The sequence below is a fragment of the Facklamia sp. P12955 genome, assembly GCF_050409565.1.
In the GTDB taxonomy this organism is placed as follows: domain Bacteria; phylum Bacillota; class Bacilli; order Lactobacillales; family Aerococcaceae; genus Facklamia.
This window is the reverse complement of the sequence record NZ_JBNUPF010000009.1, coordinates 50,091-67,463: the sequence shown is the minus strand read 5'-3', so window position 1 is coordinate 67,463 and position 17,373 is coordinate 50,091. Positions and strand designations below refer to the sequence as shown.

The window sequence follows — 17,373 nt, the reverse complement described above, 5'->3', positions numbered from 1 at the left end:
GTACTTTCTTCTTTAGAGCTTATTTCTTTGGTACTCTCTTCTTTAGAGCTCTCTTCTTTGGTACTTTCTTCTTTAGTTGTTTCCTCTTTAGTTGTTTCCTCTTCAGTTTCTTCATTCATCACTTCAGTAGCTGTTGTTTCATCAACGGATGTGTCAGTATTCGTGGTAGTGTTCTCATTTGTACAACCAACTAATAGAGCAATGGCTGATAGAGATAGCACTCCCACTTTCATCTGATTTAAAATTGATTTTTTCATTCAACTCTCCCTTTCATCAATAGAATTTATTAATCAGCAACAATAAAATGAATATGCTTATTTTATGACAAACATATTTCATTCAGCTTTATTGTACGAACGAAAACGCAACAAGTCAAACAATTCAATATTAAATTAGATATAAACAACATATATTATAGATGATGAAAACTTGCTAGAAAATTTATTATTAAATTTAATTATCAAATTATTCAAAATTACTTAGCATAGATTGCTTAAGGAGAATCATGTAGCCGGCTTATCTTGAAGCTTAAATATAAAATTTAAAAAGCAAAGCCTATGAATTATGTTAAGAGGGATTTTATTTTTTTGTTAGTCGCTTTATAGAAAGAAAGTGTATAAATGAATCAGCAAAAACACCTATTATAATTTGAAAGAATTAGCGAATACCCCAATTAAAGTCATTGATTCAAAATTTAATTCAGGCGCTCAGTGACTGGTGGTTAAAAAAGCTGCAGAAGTTTTAGCCGCTAGAGAGGACTTTTAAGAAACGGTTAAAAGAATAGAAGGAACTATTAAGAAAACGCATCTCTTTATTAACGCTCCTACCTTGAAATATATGTTAAATCAGGATGCATAGCTAGGGCGCAGGTTTTTGTTGCCAATAAGGTCATTTTAAAACCAGTAGTCTCGATGGATGAGGTTGGCGGCGGGGTAGCAATAGGTATGACCATTAGTTAAAAGGGTAATATTAAAAAGATTCAAAAATGAGTTAATAATTGTATGCAAGAGCATACAATTATTAACTATGCTAGTGTTCATGCCTATGGAGGCCAATGCGTGCAAGAATTTGAGGAATATTAAACTTAATTAATTAGTAGGGGGCTAGATTATACGATGGAAATTTTAGCATTTGTAGCGATGAGTGCGAGGATAGGTTCGGTCGCTATCGCTTTAACTACTGAATCGAATAAGAAGGGGGTTAACTGGATTTTAAAAGAGTAATTATATATAGTATGTTATTTATAGTCACCTTGGTGATCGCCACTCAAGGCTTTATGACTAAAATGGAGGTGGCTTGATGTTGCCACTTCTTTTCCCCTTTATTTATTTCACTATTATTTTTTTGATTACTACTAAAATTAAGGGCAACTCAATTGTCGATATAGGGTGAGGCTTAGTCTTTGTGTTGCAAGGAATCTTTAATTTTATTGTCGGCTCGGTAAGCTATTCGATTATTAAATACAATCAATTTGATTTTTCTATGAGTCATAATTACATTGTAATAATTAGCTTGCTAATTGCTGTCATTGGTCTGTTTGTCGAAGTGGTTGGCGATGAACAACTTAGATAACACATAAATAAAAACACAGGCAAATGACTCCGAACAGACTTATGGTCAATGCCCCGTCATCCTAATTATTTTAGAGAGATCTTAGTTTGGGTCGACCTATATATTAGTGGGTTCACCTTATTATTTATTCAAGCCGTTCATCCTGTTTATTATATCGTTCTAGTTATTTCTCCTCTAGTAATGGCGACAGTATTGATAAAAATATCTATTCCTTTATTAGAAAAAATATGTAGTAATATGAAGATTGGCAAGAATATAATCAAAGAGTCCCTATGTTATTTCCATGGGGCAAGAAATAACATCTAATAAAAAATCTTCCTAACAAACTGTTTTGAGACAGTTTGTTAGGAAGTTATTTTGTATTAAAGTTCGAAGTTAAAATGGATAGGAGGTTGGAGGTCAAATCTATTCACTACGAAGAGCTTCAACCGGGTTTTTGCGTGAAGCTTGTTTAGATGGAATTAAACCAGCAATAAATGATAGTAGAATGCTTAAGCCAATTAAGATAAGGGCATTTTTAAAAGATAAGCTGACTGTGACATCTTCTTCTAATAAGTGCAGCAATAAATTGTTTAAAGGAGTGTGTAATAAATAAGTAAACCCGATGCCTAATAATCCTGAAAACAAGCCGATAATAATCGTTTCAGCATTAAAAACCGTTGAAATATTTCTTTTTGAGGCGCCGATGGCTCTTAGAATACCAATTTCTTTTGTGCGTTCTAATACTGAGATATAAGTGATGATCCCGATCATAATCGATGATACGAGTAATGATACGCTGACAAAAGCAATGAGAACGTAGGTAATAACATTCACAATTTCCGAAACGGAAGACATGATTAAGCCGGCAAAGTCGGAGTAGGTAATTTTTTCCTTTTCACTAACAGTCTGATTATAAGCTTCAATTGCGTCAGAAATAGCTTCTTTATCAGCAAAATCATCTGCATAAATACTGATTGCAGAAGGATTTTCAGTAGAAACGACACCAAATTCTTTTAAATTAGTGTCGTAACTAGCCGGTGCAATTGAAGAATCATAAATTTCAAGAAGGGACGAATCATCCAGGTCTTTAACGACTTGATTAAATGGATCCGCGATATTAGCCGGATTGTCAGCTAAATTTGGCTCTGTTGTTGCGAACGGTTCTAAGCTTTGCTGTTTTGCTTGAATTTGCTTAATAAATTCAGCTTGTTGACTGAGGGTGAAATCCTCTAAATAATGATAGACATCTTCAATTTTTTCTCTATCGTTAGCTGCTTCAAAAGCTAGACCATTTAAAACGTTGGTTTTTGGTTGCTTTTTTTGTGCTTGAACGATGTCACTTTGATTGACATAAGCCATTAAAAAGTTTCTTAATTTGCGTGTATAAGCAAGCGGAGTGCGAATGGTTAAGGTTTTAGCATTATCAACTGGTTGAATGATACCGGAAATTTTTATCGGGATAGCTTTTTCTTTAACAACTTTTTCAATCGTTAAGGGATCGTCAGTCAGTTTTTGATAATTACCTCGCGCGTTTTTCTCATAGTAATCACTGCGAGGTAATAAATAAAAAGTTTGATTGCGTAGGTCTTTAAACCGAAGTGTCTTTTTTTCGAGGTGAAGTTCTTCATCATTTTCTATTTGATTGAGAATTTTCTCATAATCTTCAGAGGGGAGCATGCCAAACTCGTAAAAATCAGAAAGGCTGATTTCATTGGCTTCATTTACAACCAGCACCATCTCATTATATTTTTCAGGCCATTTACCATCGATTAAATGATAATTATCCTTTACAACTGGGCTAATAACTTGCTCACCTTGACCTGGAAGAAGTTCGCTAATTTTTGTGTTGGGTTGATTAAACGAGTTTGAAGGGGAACTAAAGTTTGTTCTTGGTTGTCGATTCACACTTTCAAAAGAACTACCATCAGTATTGATCAAACGCTCATTTTCGTCGTAGGCGAATAAATCAAAATTGATAGCGTAAGAATAAACGATACCATTTTTGCCGACATAGTTAGAAAGTTTATTGTCATCTTGATCTAAATATTTTTTGAAAGCTGTTAAATTATTTTGGCGAAAAGAAGAATTGAACTCACTCATTTGTTCAAGCGATTCATTGTTACTGTAGATGACGTCTAAATTTTCATTGTTAGAGTCGGTATCTTCTGTTTCTTTAGTAGAAGTTTCCGCTCTTCTTGCCGACATTAATTGATTAAAGTCGACAGACTCTTGTTCAATGGTTATTGGATAGGCCGACATAGTCTCTTCTTGGACGTTATCAATATAGTTATTCACGCCGGTCGATAGCGATAGAATGAGGGCAATTCCAATAATCCCGATGGACCCTGCAAAAGCTGTCAAAAACGTTCGGGCTTTTTTAGCGTTTAAATTATTAAAACTTAACGACAAGGCCGTAAGAAACGACATGGAAGACTTGCCCATGCTTTCATGCTTAGAGTTTTTGTTTTCTTCAATGGCTAAAGGATGGGTGTCAGAAATGACTTTGCCGTCTTGCAATTCAATAATGCGGTTGGAGTATTGGTGAGCCAATTCAGCATTATGAGTAACCATCACGACCAAACGTTTTTTGGCAACGTTTTTTAATAGGTTCATTATTTGAAGGCTAGTCTGTGTATCTAAGGCTCCTGTCGGTTCATCGGCTAAAAGAATATCTGGCTCATTGACTAATGCTCGTGCGATCGCAACTCGTTGCATTTGCCCCCCAGATAATTGATTGGGCTGTTTGTTGATATGATCTTTTAACCCTACTTCCTCTAAGGCTTTGATAGCTTTTTGCTTCCGAAGCTTGGCTGAAATTCCTGAAATAGTAAGTGCCAATTCAACATTGGATAAAACGGATTGGTGAGGGATTAAATTATAGCTTTGAAAGACAAAACCGACCGAGTGGTTGCGGTATGAATCCCAGTCTTTGTCTTTATAATTTTTGGTTGAAATGCCATTAATAATAATATCACCACTGTCATAGCGGTCCAAGCCGCCAATGATATTGAGTAACGTCGTTTTACCTGACCCGCTGTGACCTAAAATAGATACAAACTCATTGTCTCTTAAATTGAACGTCACATTATCCAAGGCTTTTTGCTTAAAGCCCCCTGTATGGTAACTTTTGGTTATTTTTTCTATTTGGTGCATTGTAAAACTCCTTCATTGAAAGATTTACGAATAAATGGTAATAGTCTCATTTCAAACAAAGTATATCACTAATACCGACCTAATTCGATCCTAGCGCAAACAAAAAATAGCAACACAATATCTTCCACCTAAAAAAACTCAAGTCGAAAGTTTTAAGGTATGCGTGGGAAGCCTTGCGATAAAATAGTAAGTGTGATCAATTGTCTGATAAGGATGTTTTTTATATTGTTTGCTTAATGGGACATGAACGACTAAAATAATCCGTCAGGTAACGATTGGAGTATTATTTTATAATATAAATCTATCAGTTTCTAAAATGACACCAAGGGGAGCTAGTTTGTAGGATGCTTAAAGGGAACAGTGCATAAGTTTTCCAAGCAATAGCCATTGTGGCCTACCACTTAATTAAATAGAATTTTAAGAAGTTATCTAATAAATCAGGCCTATTTATCAGAAACTCTGATAGGTCCGCGGCCTGTTAGTAAGTTATAATAGCATCAGGAATATTATTTAGATGCATCCATCCAAGATGTTGAGAGTGGTTTTGTTTATAGGAAGCCTGTTGTTCACAAAAGCGGTAGGACTTAAATAATGCTAGTGCAACTAATAGAAAAAGAGCGAGGGGTTAATTTTGAATAGTAAGCGTATGTTAGATTGTTTCGCAAGTGATTTTGCTACGATGACTTCCTCGGATTTACTCAATAGTATACGAGCTAATGAAGGCAGAACTTTATTAGTAGAATTAAGAGAAGATCGAACTCCTCACCTACCTGATCTTACTAACAGTGAACTTGCTCGAGCCGCTGGTGCGGATTTGATTTTGCTCAATCAAGTAGATGTTTTTAATCCAAAGATATGGGCTTTACCAGATACGCCACATCCAATTGAAACTTTGAAACAGTTTGTCCAACGTCCCATCGGTGTCAATTTAGAACCGGTAGCCAGTGAGGGACATTATTTGGAAAAAGTAAAGAGCCTAGTTGAGGGGCGTATATGTAGTGTTGAAAGCTTAAAAAGAGTGGAAGAATTGGGGTTAGATTTTATATGCTTAACAGGAAACCCACAATCCGGAGTTAGTAATCAGGCAATAGTAGAAGGTATTCGTCTGGCGAAAAACCATTATTCTGGCATTGTGATTGCTGGCAAAATGCATGGGGCAGCCTATGATGAACCTATTTCTTCAGAAGAATGGGTGCAACACTTTTTGACAGCTGGGGCTGAAATTATCATATTACCTCAAGTTGGAACCGTGCCTGGTTACTCGATGGAAGAGTTTAGGCGCAGTTGTCAGTTGATTCACAAAGTGGGGGCTTTGAGTTTAGCAGCTAACGGGACGAGTCAGGATTGTTCACAAAAAGAGGTGGTTACTCAATTGGGATTAACTGCTAAAATAGGTGGTGCAGATATTTTGCATATTGGTTGTTCGGGTAGTGGGGGCATTGCCCCGTTTGAAAATATTATGCAATTATCGATTGCCATTTGAGGGTTGAATCACACGCTTAGAAGAATGGCCATATCCAATCTTCGATAAAGACTCTGCTTCAAGACTTATTACTAAAAAAGATGGAAAGGATGTGGTAGGCTAGAATAGATAATTATTTAGGGATTTAGTCATTCCAACAACTTAAAGAATAAAGGAGAAAAATATGAAAAAAACATTAAAAAGCATCTTAGCAGCATCGCTCACTTTATCAACTGTGTTAGCACCTTTAACAGCTATGGCTCAAGAAGAAAATGCAGGTATAGAAATTAGCTTTATGATTCCTGATTGGGGAGCTCCATCGGATGAAATGTTGGCTAGATTTGAAGAAGAGTATGGGATTAAAGTCAATGTTTTACCAACTAGTTGGGACGATATTCGTGATAAGTTAGCGATTGCAGCTGCAAGTAACACGGTGGCAGCGGATGTCTTTGAAGTAGATTGGTCTTGGATGGGAGAATTCACCAGCGCAGATTGGTTGGCTCCTATTGATTTGCCAGATGCGGATGCTTTTCCAGCAATCGAGCAATTTATGCTAAACGATGAGGTCTATGCAGTCCCTTATGCAAATGATTTTCGGATTGCCTACTACAATACAAAAATGTATGAGGAGGCTGGCTTAGAAGAACCGCCAGTAACTTGGGATCAAGTGATGGAACAAGCTAAAACTATTAAAGATGCTGGAATTACAGAATACCCAGTATCGCTTCCGTTAGGTGCGGATGAAAATTTAACGACTACTTTCTTCTGGTTGGCTTATACACGCAATGGTATTTTATTTAATGAGGATAATACTTTGAATGAAGAAGCGTCTCTCGATGCATTAACTATTATTAAGGCTTTATCAGATGAAGAATTAATTAATCCAGGTAATGTGAACGGTTCGGGAATGGACGCTTACAGACAGATTAACTCAGGAGATACTGCCTTTATAGTAGGCCCATCTTCATTTGTTGGTCGCGTTAATAATGAAGAGGAGTCAACAGTAGTTGGACAGGTAAAACCAATTTTACTGCCAGGTGTTGATGCAAACGCTGAAAGAACAGTACCTTTCCAAGAAGCAGTAGGTATTTCACCAAATACTGAAAATATGGAAGCTGCTCAAACCTTCGTTAAGTGGTATACTTCCGAAGAAACTCAATTAGAATTATTTGATGCGGTAGGAGCACTTCCTACACGATTAAGCATCTTACAGCAGCTAATTGATGAGGAAAAGATTAAAAACACAGGTGCGATGGTTGAATTGGCTGAAATGGTTGAATCGCCATTCCCAAATGGGGTGCCAGAATATTACACCGAAATGAGTGCCGAAATTTATAATACTATCAATAAAATGGTAACTTCAGATCTTTCTGCCGAAGAGGTTGTTAAAGAATTAGTTGAAAAAGTAAATAGTGTTGTTGAGGAATTTGCTGAGTAATTAATAATAAATCTAGGTGTAGTGCACTACACCTAGATTTAAATTTTTAAGGGTTGATCCGTGCTATTATAAAAATGATAGTAGGGATCAATGATTTAAAAGGAGTTTATTATGAAAAAATCTAAAAAAGCCATTTTTCTAATCTTACCCATGATGCTTATCATGGGATTGTTCGTCTACTTACCAATTGTACGCACCTTCATCTACAGTCTTCATGCGTTTAAATTAAGTAGACCAGACCGCTTTAAGTTTATCGGACTCGATAATTATAAAGAGGTTTTACTCTCAGAAGATTTTCATCATGCTTTTCAAAATAGTTTGATGGTTTTTTTATTAGTCGTCTTTTTAACCGTCATTTCCAGCATTATTGTGGGACTTTTGCTCAATAAGCGGACAGTTATTAGCCCAATGCTAACGGGTATTGCAATTGTTCCTTGGGCTTTGCCCCCCCTAGTTAATGGTATTGTCTGGCAATTTATTTTTCATCCCAGTTATGGTTTTATGAATAAATTATTGATGAGTCTTTCAATTATTGATCAGCCAGTTGCTTGGATTAATAATCGTTATTTACTCCTAATTGTCGTTTCAATTGTAATTGCTTGGCGGGTGGTACCTTTTTGTGCCATTTTAATTTTGGCAACCCTACAAACAATTCCTAAAGAAATCTACGAAGCGGCTAAAATGGATGGTGCCAGTCGTTATTCAGAGTTTTTCTATATAACGCTAAGAATGATTTTGCCTACACTTTCAATTGTGTTAATCCAAGCAACTATGGCAGGTTTAAATGTTTTTGATGAGGTAATTTCTTTAGTAGGTTACCGTTATGAAGGACAAACCCTTTTAATATATAATTATTTAAATACCTTTAGCTTTTTAGACTTTGGTCTAGGGTCAGCGATTACCTATATAATCATGATTTTATCGGGGATTATTGGTTACTTTTATATTCGTTCGCTAAGATTGGAGGGAGATCATGCTTAAAAATAAACGTTGGGATTGGTTATACATTATAACTGTAATTATCTTTCTGCTATTCACTTTAGGTCCCCTTATTTGGGCTTTTATAATTAGCGTCACCCCTAAAGCAGAATTAATGAAAGCGGGAGGTCGCTTTCTACCCAGTCAAGCAACTTTTACAAATTATCAAAGCTTGTTTGATCCGACAGATAAGGCACATATAACCATTTTTAATGGCTTAAAGAATTCCTTAATTAGTTCCTTATATACTCTCTTTATTGGGGTACCTTTAGCTGTTTTAACCAGTTACGCTATGGTGCGTTTTCGCTTTCGCTTACGAAAAGTGATTTTACGCTTATTATTGATTACCATCGTTATTCCTGTGTTTACCACCATCATTCCAATATTTGCTATTTTTTCAAACTATCAGTTGCTGGATAAGCTTTTCTGGATTAGTGTCATTTATGTGACTGCTTTTTTACCTCTAGCAACTTGGATGTTGATTACGCATTTTAATAAGATTCCTAAAGAAATGTGGGAAGCAGCAGAACTCGATGGTTGTACAGAATGGCAGCTTTTCTGGAGGGTGATTTTACCCATGTCACGAACAGCTATTATTACCTGTGTCTTAATTCTCTTGTTAATGAGTTGGAGCCAATTTCAAATCCCAATGATTTTAACGTCAACTCAGAATAATAAAGTAATTACCCTAGTTCTATCTGAGTTTATGACAAGAGATGCTATTGACTATAGTATGATTGCAGCCTCTGGTTTAATAGCTATTATTCCACCAGCAGTTATCGCAATGGTTTTTAGAAAAGATCTTGTATCAGGTTTATCAGCAGGGTCAATTAAAGGATAGTATTTCCTAGAAAGGAACAATCCCCACTCCAATTCCCAGAAATGAAAGATGACTTTTTGCTCTTCTTTGCAAACTAGTGATTTGAGGCATTGAGTCAGGATGGATATCTTTAGAACCATAAATATGCTCTAAGGCCATATCAGGATAGGCAGAATGGGCGATTAGGTCAAAGTTACTTGAAAAAGATAGAATATTGCTTTGAGATCCTAATAAAAATGAGTTGTTAGGATTTAAGAGCCAAGAATAACAGTAAAAGTATTGTGCTGGGAAATTAGTTAAATATCTTTTTTTAAAGGCTCGAGCTAAGTAAAAAGCAGTTGAAGAGTGTGCTTCATCAATTAAACTATCTTGCATGATGTGGACACTAATAATAGGGAGAGCATCTTGAAGGATTTTACTACCGTTATTAATGTAAGAAATGTCTTTAGGAAGAGTGGCTGAATCAAAAAGAGTAAATTCAAATTGAAGCTCGCCTAACTTGAAAATCCTAAGACGAAAGATACGTGCTAACCATTCAAAATCATCTGTTGATAAACCGACAGACTGGGATAAGTTAATACGTAAAAAAAGGTCGGATAGTGTATTTTGTAATATATTAAGAGGGAGATCGTACTTTTTATACAGCTCTATTAAAGCTTGAATACATACAATCATAATGACCAATTGTTGCCAATCATTTAGTTGAATATTAGTTAGCAGAAAGTCTTGCTTAATAATTTGCTGTAAAACTGCCAAGTAAACTGTTTGATTATCTTTAAAGTCTTTTAACGCTCTTTGAATGGTTGTTAATTCAATCTGGCGAGACTTAATGGTTTGAGACTGATTGTATTTTTGACAAAAGGTTTGGATTTGTTGGCTATCAATCGAAAAGTTTTTAAACCCGTTTTGGTAGAAATACGAGTATGATAAGTAGGTCATGGTTGCTCCTCCTTGAAGATTTAAAATAAGTATAGCACGGGATTCTACTAAGCACACAAATTTGTTAAAGGAATGATTAAATGTCTAACGGGTTAACCATATATTTTGTCCGTCATGGTGAAACGTTTTTTAATAAGAATGGGCGTACCCAAGGGTGGTGTGATCCTTTATTGACAGCAGAAGGGATTCAAGCAGTTAAAGATTTAGGCGAAAAATTAAGTAAGGTTAAATTTGATGCGGCGATTGTAAGTGATTTAAAGAGAACACGTACCACAGCCGAAATTCTCATTGAACAAAGTATCTATCCGAATTGGATGATTCCCATTATAGAAATGGCAGATTTTCGAGAAATTAGCTTTGGTTCCTTTGAAGGTATGGAAAGCTATCAAACTTGGGATATCATAAGGAGATATTTGGGTTTTGATTCTGTAGAGAGTATGTTGAGAAATACAACAGAAAAACAAAGGCTGACAGCATTACAACCTGCTGACCCTCTAGGTCAAGGAGAAGACTATGCTGTTTATTGTAAGCGTCTTAAAGAAGGAATGGATAAATTGTTTAATGAATTAATTGAGACGGAGGCTTGTATCTTATTTGTTGGACACAGTATCAATATTCGCCATATACTTCAAATTCTATTACCAAAAACAGAACATATTGATGAGTTTTATGATATGCGGTCTATGAATAATGGGGGCGTGGTAATTATTCAAAAAGTAAGAGAGGGCTTTAAACTCAAACAGTTTATAGACAAAAAGTTCGTTTAACTAACAGAGGGTTGTTTTTGTTCACTTTAGACAAAACACATTGTAAAGTTGAGCAAATATAACAATGAGAAATGAAACCGTTTTACACTATAATGTATGCAAGATACAAATGGGCAAAATTTGGAAAGGGTGCGAACTATGATAAAAATTTCACCAGCAGAAATCGATCGCCAAATGGATTGGATTTCGAGTATTTCTGATAAAGAAGGAAAAGGTACTACAAGACTTTTATATAGCAAATCATGGATTGAAGCTCAGAATGCCTTGAAAGAACTTTTTGAAAAAGAGGGGATGAAGGTAGAGTTCGACGAAGTAGGGAATATGTTTGCAACAGTTGAAGGTAGTGAAGAGCCAGAATCAATCATCGCCTCAGGATCGCATATTGATACAGTTGTTGATGGTGGTCGTCTAGATGGCCAATTGGGTATTATGTCTGCCTACTTAGCGATTAAGGGGTTGGTTGAAGAATACGGCCAACCAAAGAAATCTTTGCGAATTGTTTCGATGGCAGAAGAGGAAGGCTCTCGTTTTCCATATGCCTTTTGGGGATCTAAAAATATTTTTGGTTTAGCGAAAAAAGAAGATGTTGAAACCATTAAGGACAATGACGGTGTTCCTTTTGAGACAGCTATGAAGGAAGCAGGCTTTAATTACCTTGTAGATTCTCCACGCTTTAATCACTTTGATGCTTTTGTAGAATTACATATTGAACAAGGAAACTTCTTGGAAAATGCAGGCAAAAAAGTTGGGGTTGTTAATGCCATAGTGGGGCAAAAACGCTACACCATTAAATTAAAGGGTGAAGCTAATCATGCCGGAACGACCTTAATGAGATATCGTAAAGATGTCATCGACTGTTACGCTAGAATTGTTTCTGAAGTCATTGATAAAGCAAATGAAATTGGCGATCCTTTAGTCGTAACCTTTGGCCACGTAGAAGTAAAGCCTAATGTGGTGAATGTTGTTCCTGGAGAAATGGAATTTTCAATTGATACTAGACACACTAACCAGGAAGCTCTCGATGAGTTTGCTGTATTTATTGAAACAACTATTGAGAAACATTGTCATGAAAAAGCGATTGAAGTAGAAATGAATTTATGGATGAATGAGCCACCAGTGCCAATGGATCCTGAGATTGTTAAAGTTTTAGAAAAAGTTTGTCAGGATAACCAATTAAATTATCAAATCATGCATTCAGGAGCGGGGCATGATTCACAGATATTTGCTCCACAAGTTCCAACAGCTATGATCTTCGTTCCTTCCATCAAAGGAATTAGTCATAATCCGGAAGAACATACCGAGGCGGTGGATATTGTTGAAGGGATACAAGCTTTAGCAGAGGCCTTAAAAGAATTGGCCTATTAAAATAATTTGGAGGACTTTTAATAATGGAACATAATGATGTCTTAGTAAGACAAGAACAAATTGATTTGTTTAAATCAAGGGGATATACCAATGATGACATATTGCCTAATAAGCCAGAACAACGTAGTATGTCAACACTTAACTTCTTTACTCTGTGGATGGGATCGGTCCATAATATTCCTAATTATCTAACTGTTGGTGGCTTTCTAGCTTTAGGGGTGGCACCTATTCACGTGTTCTTAGCTATCATTTTGGCGGGACTAGCAGTAGCGGGACTAATGACAGTTAACGGTAAAGCAGGGTCTATGTATGGCATTCCATTTGCCATTCATTTACGTTCTGTTTATGGTAGTGCAGGATCTAAATTGCCTGGCTTTCTAAGGGGAGTTGTGGCAGCTATTGCTTGGTTTGGGGTCCAAAACTATGCAGGTTCGAAAGCTTTGTTGATCTTAGTAAGTAGAATTTGGCCAGCTTTCTTGAATGTTGGTGAAGGCATTAATATTTTAGGCCTTTCTGTACCAGCCTTTTTATCATTTGTAGTCTTCTTCTTGATCAATGTAATGATTGGCTTAGGGGGAGGCCGCGTATTAAACAAATTTACAGCTATACTAAATCCACTTATTTATGTTGTGTTCGGAGGAATGGTTGTTTGGGGATTGAGTGTAGCGGGCGGGTTTGGACCAATTTTCGACCATGTAACAGCTGTTAATCAATCGGTTGCAACCCCTCTAGCCTATTTGATTATTATTGCATCTACCTTATCTGTTTGGGCAGCTCCAGGAGTAAGTGTTTCTGACTTTACTCAAAACGCAACTTCCACCAAGTCTCAAACAATAGGACAAATCTTATCGTTGTTAGTTGGGTATGTCATTTTTGCTTTTGCAAGTATCACTGTTTTAAATGGTGCGGCCATTACTGGTGTTTCACATCAAGGAGATGTCTTACAAATTATTAATCAATGGGACTCTATGCCGGCTATTTTCTTGGCTTCTTTTGTCTTATTGATGACAACCGTTTCAACTAATGCGACTGGTAATATTATTCCAGCAGCCTTCCAGTTAACAGCTCTTTTTCCACAAAAAATTAATTATCGTAAAGGTGTTATCATCGCAAGTATTATCAGTTTTATCATAATGCCTTGGAAATTCATGGAGTCAGGGAGTGTAATTCTAGTTTTCCTTAACTATATTGGAAGCTTGTTAGGCCCTGTAGCCGGTGTTATGATTGCTCACTTCTACTTTGTGGACAAACAAAAGATCGACTTGGATTTACTATACTATTCACCAGAGCAAGCAGCGGATAACCCTTATTCTGGTGTCAATAAGAAAGCTTATATCGCAACCATTTGTGGGTTTGTTGTTTCAATTGTCGGACAATTTATCCCAGCCCTAGAGTTTCTGTCCCAAATCTCTTGGATTGATGGTTTTGTAGTGGGATTACTTGTTTACTTTGTATTAAATCGTGCAGAATAATTAAATTTAATTATTTTGGACGCTTAATAAAAATTTATTAGGAGGTTATTTTATGTCATATGATTTAGTCATCAAGAATGGTCAAGTCATTTTAGAAAGCGGCGCAGTTGTGACCGATTTGGCAGTCAAAGACGGAAAGATTGCTGCAATTGGTGAAAATTTATCGGCTGAGCAAGAGGTTAACGCTAAAGGATTAATTGTTAGTCCGGGAATGTTTGATTGTCACGTTCATATTACTGAAAATGGTGGAGGGTATCGTGATGAGTGGGAAGGTTATGTTACAGGAACTTCTGCTTGTGCTAAGGGAGGAGTAACTTCTTTCTTAGAAATGCCATTGAACCAAGTACCAGCAACAACTGATGAAGCGAGTATTAAGGACAAATACCAATCTGGTCAAGGTAAATTAAAAGTGGATGTTTTCTCATTTGGAGGACTCGTTCCTTATAATGTTGAAACAGGTGGTATTCAAGAATTAAATGAGAACGGTGTAACGGCCTATAAATGTTTTATGGCAACTTGTGGCGACCGTTCAATTGATGGAGACTTCCAAAATGTGGATGACTATTCACTCTACGAAGGGATGAAACAAATTGCTAAGACAGGAAAAGTTCTAGCTATCCATGCTGAAAATGCAGCGATTACTGATCGCCTAGGTGAAAAAGCAAAAGCGGAAGGCAAATCAAAATTGTCAGAGTATGTGGCGACTCGTCCAGTCTTTACAGAGGTGGAACCTATTCAACGAGCAATTCTTTTTGCTAAAGAAACAGGCTGTCGTATTCATATCTGTCACGTGGCTTGCCCAGAAGGTGTGGAAGCAGTTATTAAAGGGCAACAAGAAGGTGTCGATGTCACTTGTGAGACTTGTTTACATTATTTATACTTTACAACAGACCAATTAGATGCTATTGGAAATGTGGCTAAATGTTCACCACCAATCCGTGATAAAGAAGCTCAAGATGGTTTATGGGATTATGTCTTTTCAGGGGATATTATTTCATCAATCTCTGATCATTCTCCATGTACCCCAGACTTGAAAGATAAAGAAAATGCATTTGATGCTTGGGGCGGTATCTCAGGCGTACAAAATGATGTCGATGTGTTCTTTGATGAAGCAGTTAATAAGCGTGGTATGTCTCTTGAGCAATTTGCACAAGTGATTGCGACACAACCAGCCCGTCGTTTTGGTATTGATGATACAAAAGGAAGCTTATCAGTAGGCAAAGATGCAGATATCGTTTTAATTGATCCTAATAAATCTTACGTCTTAACTGCTGAAGATTTAGAATATCGCAATAAGATCAGTCCTTATATTGGTAGCGAAATTGGTGCAACTGTTATGGCTACTTATGTAAGAGGACATGAGGTTTATAGCATAGATAAGGGAGTAACAGAGGAGTTTGTTGGAGAATTTAAATAATTAAATATAGACTAATTTGTTTTCAGAAGAAGCAAATAGTCCCTAAGAATAGATTGGATCTAATTCTTAGGGGTTTTTTAATACCAACAGAAGACTTTTTAATTAGAAGAGCAAAGTGATGATTGGTATGGTAACGACTGAGAGCAGAGAAGTCATAAAGACCATCTGACTAGCAAACTCAGGATGATTGTCGTAATTTTGAGCAAACATAGCTACATAAGATGCTGTCGGCATAGCTAACATGATAGTCGGAATAATTAACTCATAGTTTGAGAAATTAAAAGCTTTTAAAGTAAAGAGAATTATTAGAGGTATAAAAACGAGTTTGAGTAAAGCTTGAATATATAAGAATTTATTAGCGAATATCTTAGAAATATCACTGCGCGATAGAATTAAACCAACAACAATCATGGCTAGCGGTGAAGTTGCCGGGCTTAAAATATTCAAAACTTTATCCAAGGGTTGAGGAACTCGCCAACTAAAAAGAAAGAAGATTAAACCAACGACTATCGATAAGATGCCGGGACTTAGAACAATTTTTTTCCAATTAAATTCTACCTTACCTGAACCGTTTCTTCCCATTAAATAAATACCAATTGACCATGAGACAGTTTCAAATAAAAACCCGGCGCCGATAACAGCATAGAATAGAGCTTCTTCTCCTAAGAGATTACTAACAATAGGGTAACCCATAAAAGAGGTATTAGATAAAAGAAGGGCCACTCTAAAAACATCCTGCTCGGAAATACTTAACTTAGTTTGTTTAGCAACTAACCATCCTAATAACAACATACCAGCATAACAAACGGCTACAATTATTAGAATTGTAAAAGCTCTTTGCACACGTTCAATATTAAAATCTAATTGCATGGCATTAAAGATGGTTGCCGGCATGGTGATATACAAAACAAGGTTGGTAATATCTTTTTGACCTTGAGCACTGATTACTTTCCACCTACCAGCAAAAAAGCCAATAATAATAAGAATGAATAAGACGAGCACACTTTGAAGCGTGGACATAAAATCTAACTGCATAAAAACATCCTTTCAATTTTTATTTAATTTGATAACGAATCAAGCCACTCTATGACTTGCAGATAAACCTCTCTCCCTTTTGTTAAATTTGTTCGATCGAAATCATGATCTGCAGAAGCAACCTCAATCAAATGACTTTGATTAGCGAATTTGTTTAGTTGTTTTGATTGTTGAATGGGAACATCAGGGTCTTTATCAGCATGGACAAGAAGTAAAGGAGGTAGTAGGTTAATTTGCTCTTTAGTGAGTGAAAAACTGTTTGGATCATCCGTTAGAAATTCAATCCAATTTCCAACTTGTCTACAATAGAGGTAGATTAAATAACGCTCATTTTCGTTTCCCTGACTGATAGGTTTGTTTTGAATGAAAGTCTCGATTAATTCTTTGGACACTTTCGCAAATTTATTATGGTAAGGATTAGGATAGATAAAGTTTGCATCATTTAACTTGTAATAGCCATAAAAGCTGATGATAGTTTTCAACCATTTAGAAGGCCTTCTTGTAGCTAGTTGTAGGGCAAGATAAGCTCCGGCTGACCGGCCAAATAGATTGTATGAAGGATCTATTTGGCCTGCTAATTGATAACCTGCATTTTGATACCATTCAAGAGTTTTGCTTAAAAGATTAATGATTTGCTCTAAATTACTTTCAGGAGCTAATAAGTAGTCAAGAGCTAGTATCGAATATCCTTTACTGTTAAGTAATTCGATATATTCGCCCGGCAAGTCTTCGCGTTGACCAAAAATCAGTCCACCACCGTGAAGATAAATCAACATCTGGCTTTGTGGCAGTGAAGATCTATATAGTGTAGCTGAAATTTTATAGTGAGGAGTTTGAAAAACATCAATTATTTGTCGAATTTAAATCACCTTCTTCTAAATAGGGAGATGGAGCCCATTCTTGTAAGGTTATTTTAACATTCTTTTTAACGCATCCACTACAAATTTAAAATGAAAGAAACCTTATTTTTGTT

Annotated in this window: 14 protein-coding genes and 1 pseudogene; 10 read left to right on the top strand and 5 right to left on the bottom strand. The window is 36.2% G+C overall.

What is annotated here, in order from left to right; translation table 11 throughout:
• The coding region (locus tag ACQV2G_RS03935; RefSeq protein ID WP_428876168.1) for a hypothetical protein at positions 1 to 257 on the bottom strand (257 nt) is incomplete at its 3' end.
• A 1,147-nt stretch (positions 258 to 1,404) separates the two neighbouring features.
• On the opposite strand from ACQV2G_RS03935, the gene ACQV2G_RS03930 reads away from it, so the two are divergent.
• Both ACQV2G_RS03930 and ACQV2G_RS03925 read left to right on the top strand, forming a co-directional pair.
• Positions 1,405 to 1,572 carry a hypothetical protein gene (locus tag ACQV2G_RS03930; protein WP_428876167.1) on the top strand — a complete coding sequence of 56 codons (168 nt, stop codon included), beginning with the start codon at positions 1,405 to 1,407 and terminating at the stop codon, positions 1,570 to 1,572.
• Between the two features lie 42 nt (positions 1,573 to 1,614).
• A pseudogene (locus ACQV2G_RS03925) lies at positions 1,615 to 1,878 on the top strand (DUF1295 domain-containing protein); the annotation flags it as partial.
• A gap of 99 nt (positions 1,879 to 1,977) precedes the next feature.
• Here ACQV2G_RS03925 and ACQV2G_RS03920 read toward each other — a convergent pair.
• A complete protein-coding gene (locus ACQV2G_RS03920; protein ID WP_428876166.1) occupies positions 1,978 to 4,707 on the bottom strand; it encodes an ATP-binding cassette domain-containing protein in 2,730 nt (909 codons plus the stop codon).
• Positions 4,708 to 5,338: 631 nt separating this feature from the next.
• Here ACQV2G_RS03920 and ACQV2G_RS03915 point away from each other — a divergent pair.
• The 4 genes from ACQV2G_RS03915 (at position 5,339) to ACQV2G_RS03900 (ending at position 9,426) form a co-directional block, all read left to right on the top strand.
• Entirely contained in the window at positions 5,339 to 6,190 is an 852-nt protein-coding gene (locus ACQV2G_RS03915; RefSeq protein WP_428876165.1) for a haloacid dehalogenase-like hydrolase, read from the top strand.
• Between the two features lie 163 nt (positions 6,191 to 6,353).
• Positions 6,354 to 7,607, top strand: a complete 1,254-nt coding sequence (locus ACQV2G_RS03910) for an ABC transporter substrate-binding protein (protein WP_428874201.1) — start codon at positions 6,354 to 6,356, stop codon at positions 7,605 to 7,607.
• Between the two features lie 111 nt (positions 7,608 to 7,718).
• Entirely contained in the window at positions 7,719 to 8,588 is an 870-nt protein-coding gene (locus tag ACQV2G_RS03905; protein ID WP_428874202.1) for a carbohydrate ABC transporter permease, read from the top strand.
• Positions 8,581 to 9,426 (top strand): carbohydrate ABC transporter permease, encoded by an 846-nt coding sequence (locus ACQV2G_RS03900; RefSeq protein WP_428874203.1) that lies wholly within the window; start codon positions 8,581 to 8,583, stop codon positions 9,424 to 9,426. The genes ACQV2G_RS03905 and ACQV2G_RS03900 overlap by 8 nt, the downstream gene beginning before the upstream one ends.
• Before the next feature lie 6 nt (positions 9,427 to 9,432).
• Here ACQV2G_RS03900 and ACQV2G_RS03895 read toward each other — a convergent pair whose 3' ends face one another.
• Positions 9,433 to 10,344 carry a hypothetical protein gene (locus ACQV2G_RS03895; RefSeq protein ID WP_428876164.1) on the bottom strand — a complete coding sequence of 304 codons (912 nt, stop codon included), beginning with the start codon at positions 10,342 to 10,344 and terminating at the stop codon, positions 9,433 to 9,435.
• Positions 10,345 to 10,424: 80 nt separating this feature from the next.
• Here ACQV2G_RS03895 and ACQV2G_RS03890 point away from each other — a divergent pair, with 80 nt between their 5' ends.
• The 4 genes from ACQV2G_RS03890 to allB all read left to right on the top strand — a co-directional run bounded on the left by ACQV2G_RS03890 (position 10,425) and on the right by allB (position 15,365).
• Entirely contained in the window at positions 10,425 to 11,111 is a 687-nt protein-coding gene (locus tag ACQV2G_RS03890; RefSeq protein ID WP_428876163.1) for a histidine phosphatase family protein, read from the top strand.
• A 138-nt stretch (positions 11,112 to 11,249) separates the two neighbouring features.
• Positions 11,250 to 12,476, top strand: a complete 1,227-nt coding sequence (allC, locus tag ACQV2G_RS03885) for an allantoate deiminase (protein ID WP_428874230.1) — start codon at positions 11,250 to 11,252, stop codon at positions 12,474 to 12,476.
• 23 nt (positions 12,477 to 12,499) lie between these two features.
• Positions 12,500 to 13,948, top strand: coding sequence for an allantoin permease (gene allW, locus ACQV2G_RS03880; RefSeq protein WP_428874207.1), 1,449 nt, complete (start codon positions 12,500 to 12,502; stop codon positions 13,946 to 13,948).
• A 52-nt stretch (positions 13,949 to 14,000) separates the two neighbouring features.
• Positions 14,001 to 15,365 carry an allantoinase AllB gene (gene allB, locus ACQV2G_RS03875; RefSeq protein ID WP_428876162.1) on the top strand — a complete coding sequence of 455 codons (1,365 nt, stop codon included), beginning with the start codon at positions 14,001 to 14,003 and terminating at the stop codon, positions 15,363 to 15,365.
• 102 nt (positions 15,366 to 15,467) lie between these two features.
• Here allB and ACQV2G_RS03870 read toward each other — a convergent pair whose 3' ends face one another.
• Complete coding sequence (locus ACQV2G_RS03870) at positions 15,468 to 16,400, bottom strand: AEC family transporter (protein WP_428874210.1); 933 nt, start codon at positions 16,398 to 16,400, stop codon at positions 15,468 to 15,470.
• A gap of 23 nt (positions 16,401 to 16,423) precedes the next feature.
• Positions 16,424 to 17,176 carry an alpha/beta hydrolase gene (locus tag ACQV2G_RS03865; RefSeq protein ID WP_428876161.1) on the bottom strand — a complete coding sequence of 251 codons (753 nt, stop codon included), beginning with the start codon at positions 17,174 to 17,176 and terminating at the stop codon, positions 16,424 to 16,426.
• Positions 17,177 to 17,373: the final 197 nt, after the last annotated feature.

What these genes read in the sequence shown, in the direction of transcription:
- ACQV2G_RS03910 (WP_428874201.1), top strand. Translation starts at nt 6,354, where the DNA reads ATGAAAAAAACATTAAAAAGCATCTTAGCAGCATCGCTCACTTTATCA.
- allW (WP_428874207.1), top strand. Translation starts at nt 12,500, where the DNA reads ATGGAACATAATGATGTCTTAGTAAGACAAGAACAAATTGATTTGTTT.
- ACQV2G_RS03895 (WP_428876164.1), bottom strand. Translation starts at nt 10,344, where the DNA reads ATGACCTACTTATCATACTCGTATTTCTACCAAAACGGGTTTAAAAAC.
- ACQV2G_RS03890 (WP_428876163.1), top strand. Translation starts at nt 10,425, where the DNA reads ATGTCTAACGGGTTAACCATATATTTTGTCCGTCATGGTGAAACGTTT.
- allC (WP_428874230.1), top strand. Translation starts at nt 11,250, where the DNA reads ATGATAAAAATTTCACCAGCAGAAATCGATCGCCAAATGGATTGGATT.
- ACQV2G_RS03900 (WP_428874203.1), top strand. Translation starts at nt 8,581, where the DNA reads ATGCTTAAAAATAAACGTTGGGATTGGTTATACATTATAACTGTAATT.
- ACQV2G_RS03920 (WP_428876166.1), bottom strand. Translation starts at nt 4,707, where the DNA reads ATGCACCAAATAGAAAAAATAACCAAAAGTTACCATACAGGGGGCTTT.
- allB (WP_428876162.1), top strand. Translation starts at nt 14,001, where the DNA reads ATGTCATATGATTTAGTCATCAAGAATGGTCAAGTCATTTTAGAAAGC.
- ACQV2G_RS03870 (WP_428874210.1), bottom strand. Translation starts at nt 16,400, where the DNA reads ATGCAGTTAGATTTTATGTCCACGCTTCAAAGTGTGCTCGTCTTATTC.
- ACQV2G_RS03905 (WP_428874202.1), top strand. Translation starts at nt 7,719, where the DNA reads ATGAAAAAATCTAAAAAAGCCATTTTTCTAATCTTACCCATGATGCTT.
- ACQV2G_RS03865 (WP_428876161.1), bottom strand. Translation starts at nt 17,176, where the DNA reads ATGTTGATTTATCTTCACGGTGGTGGACTGATTTTTGGTCAACGCGAA.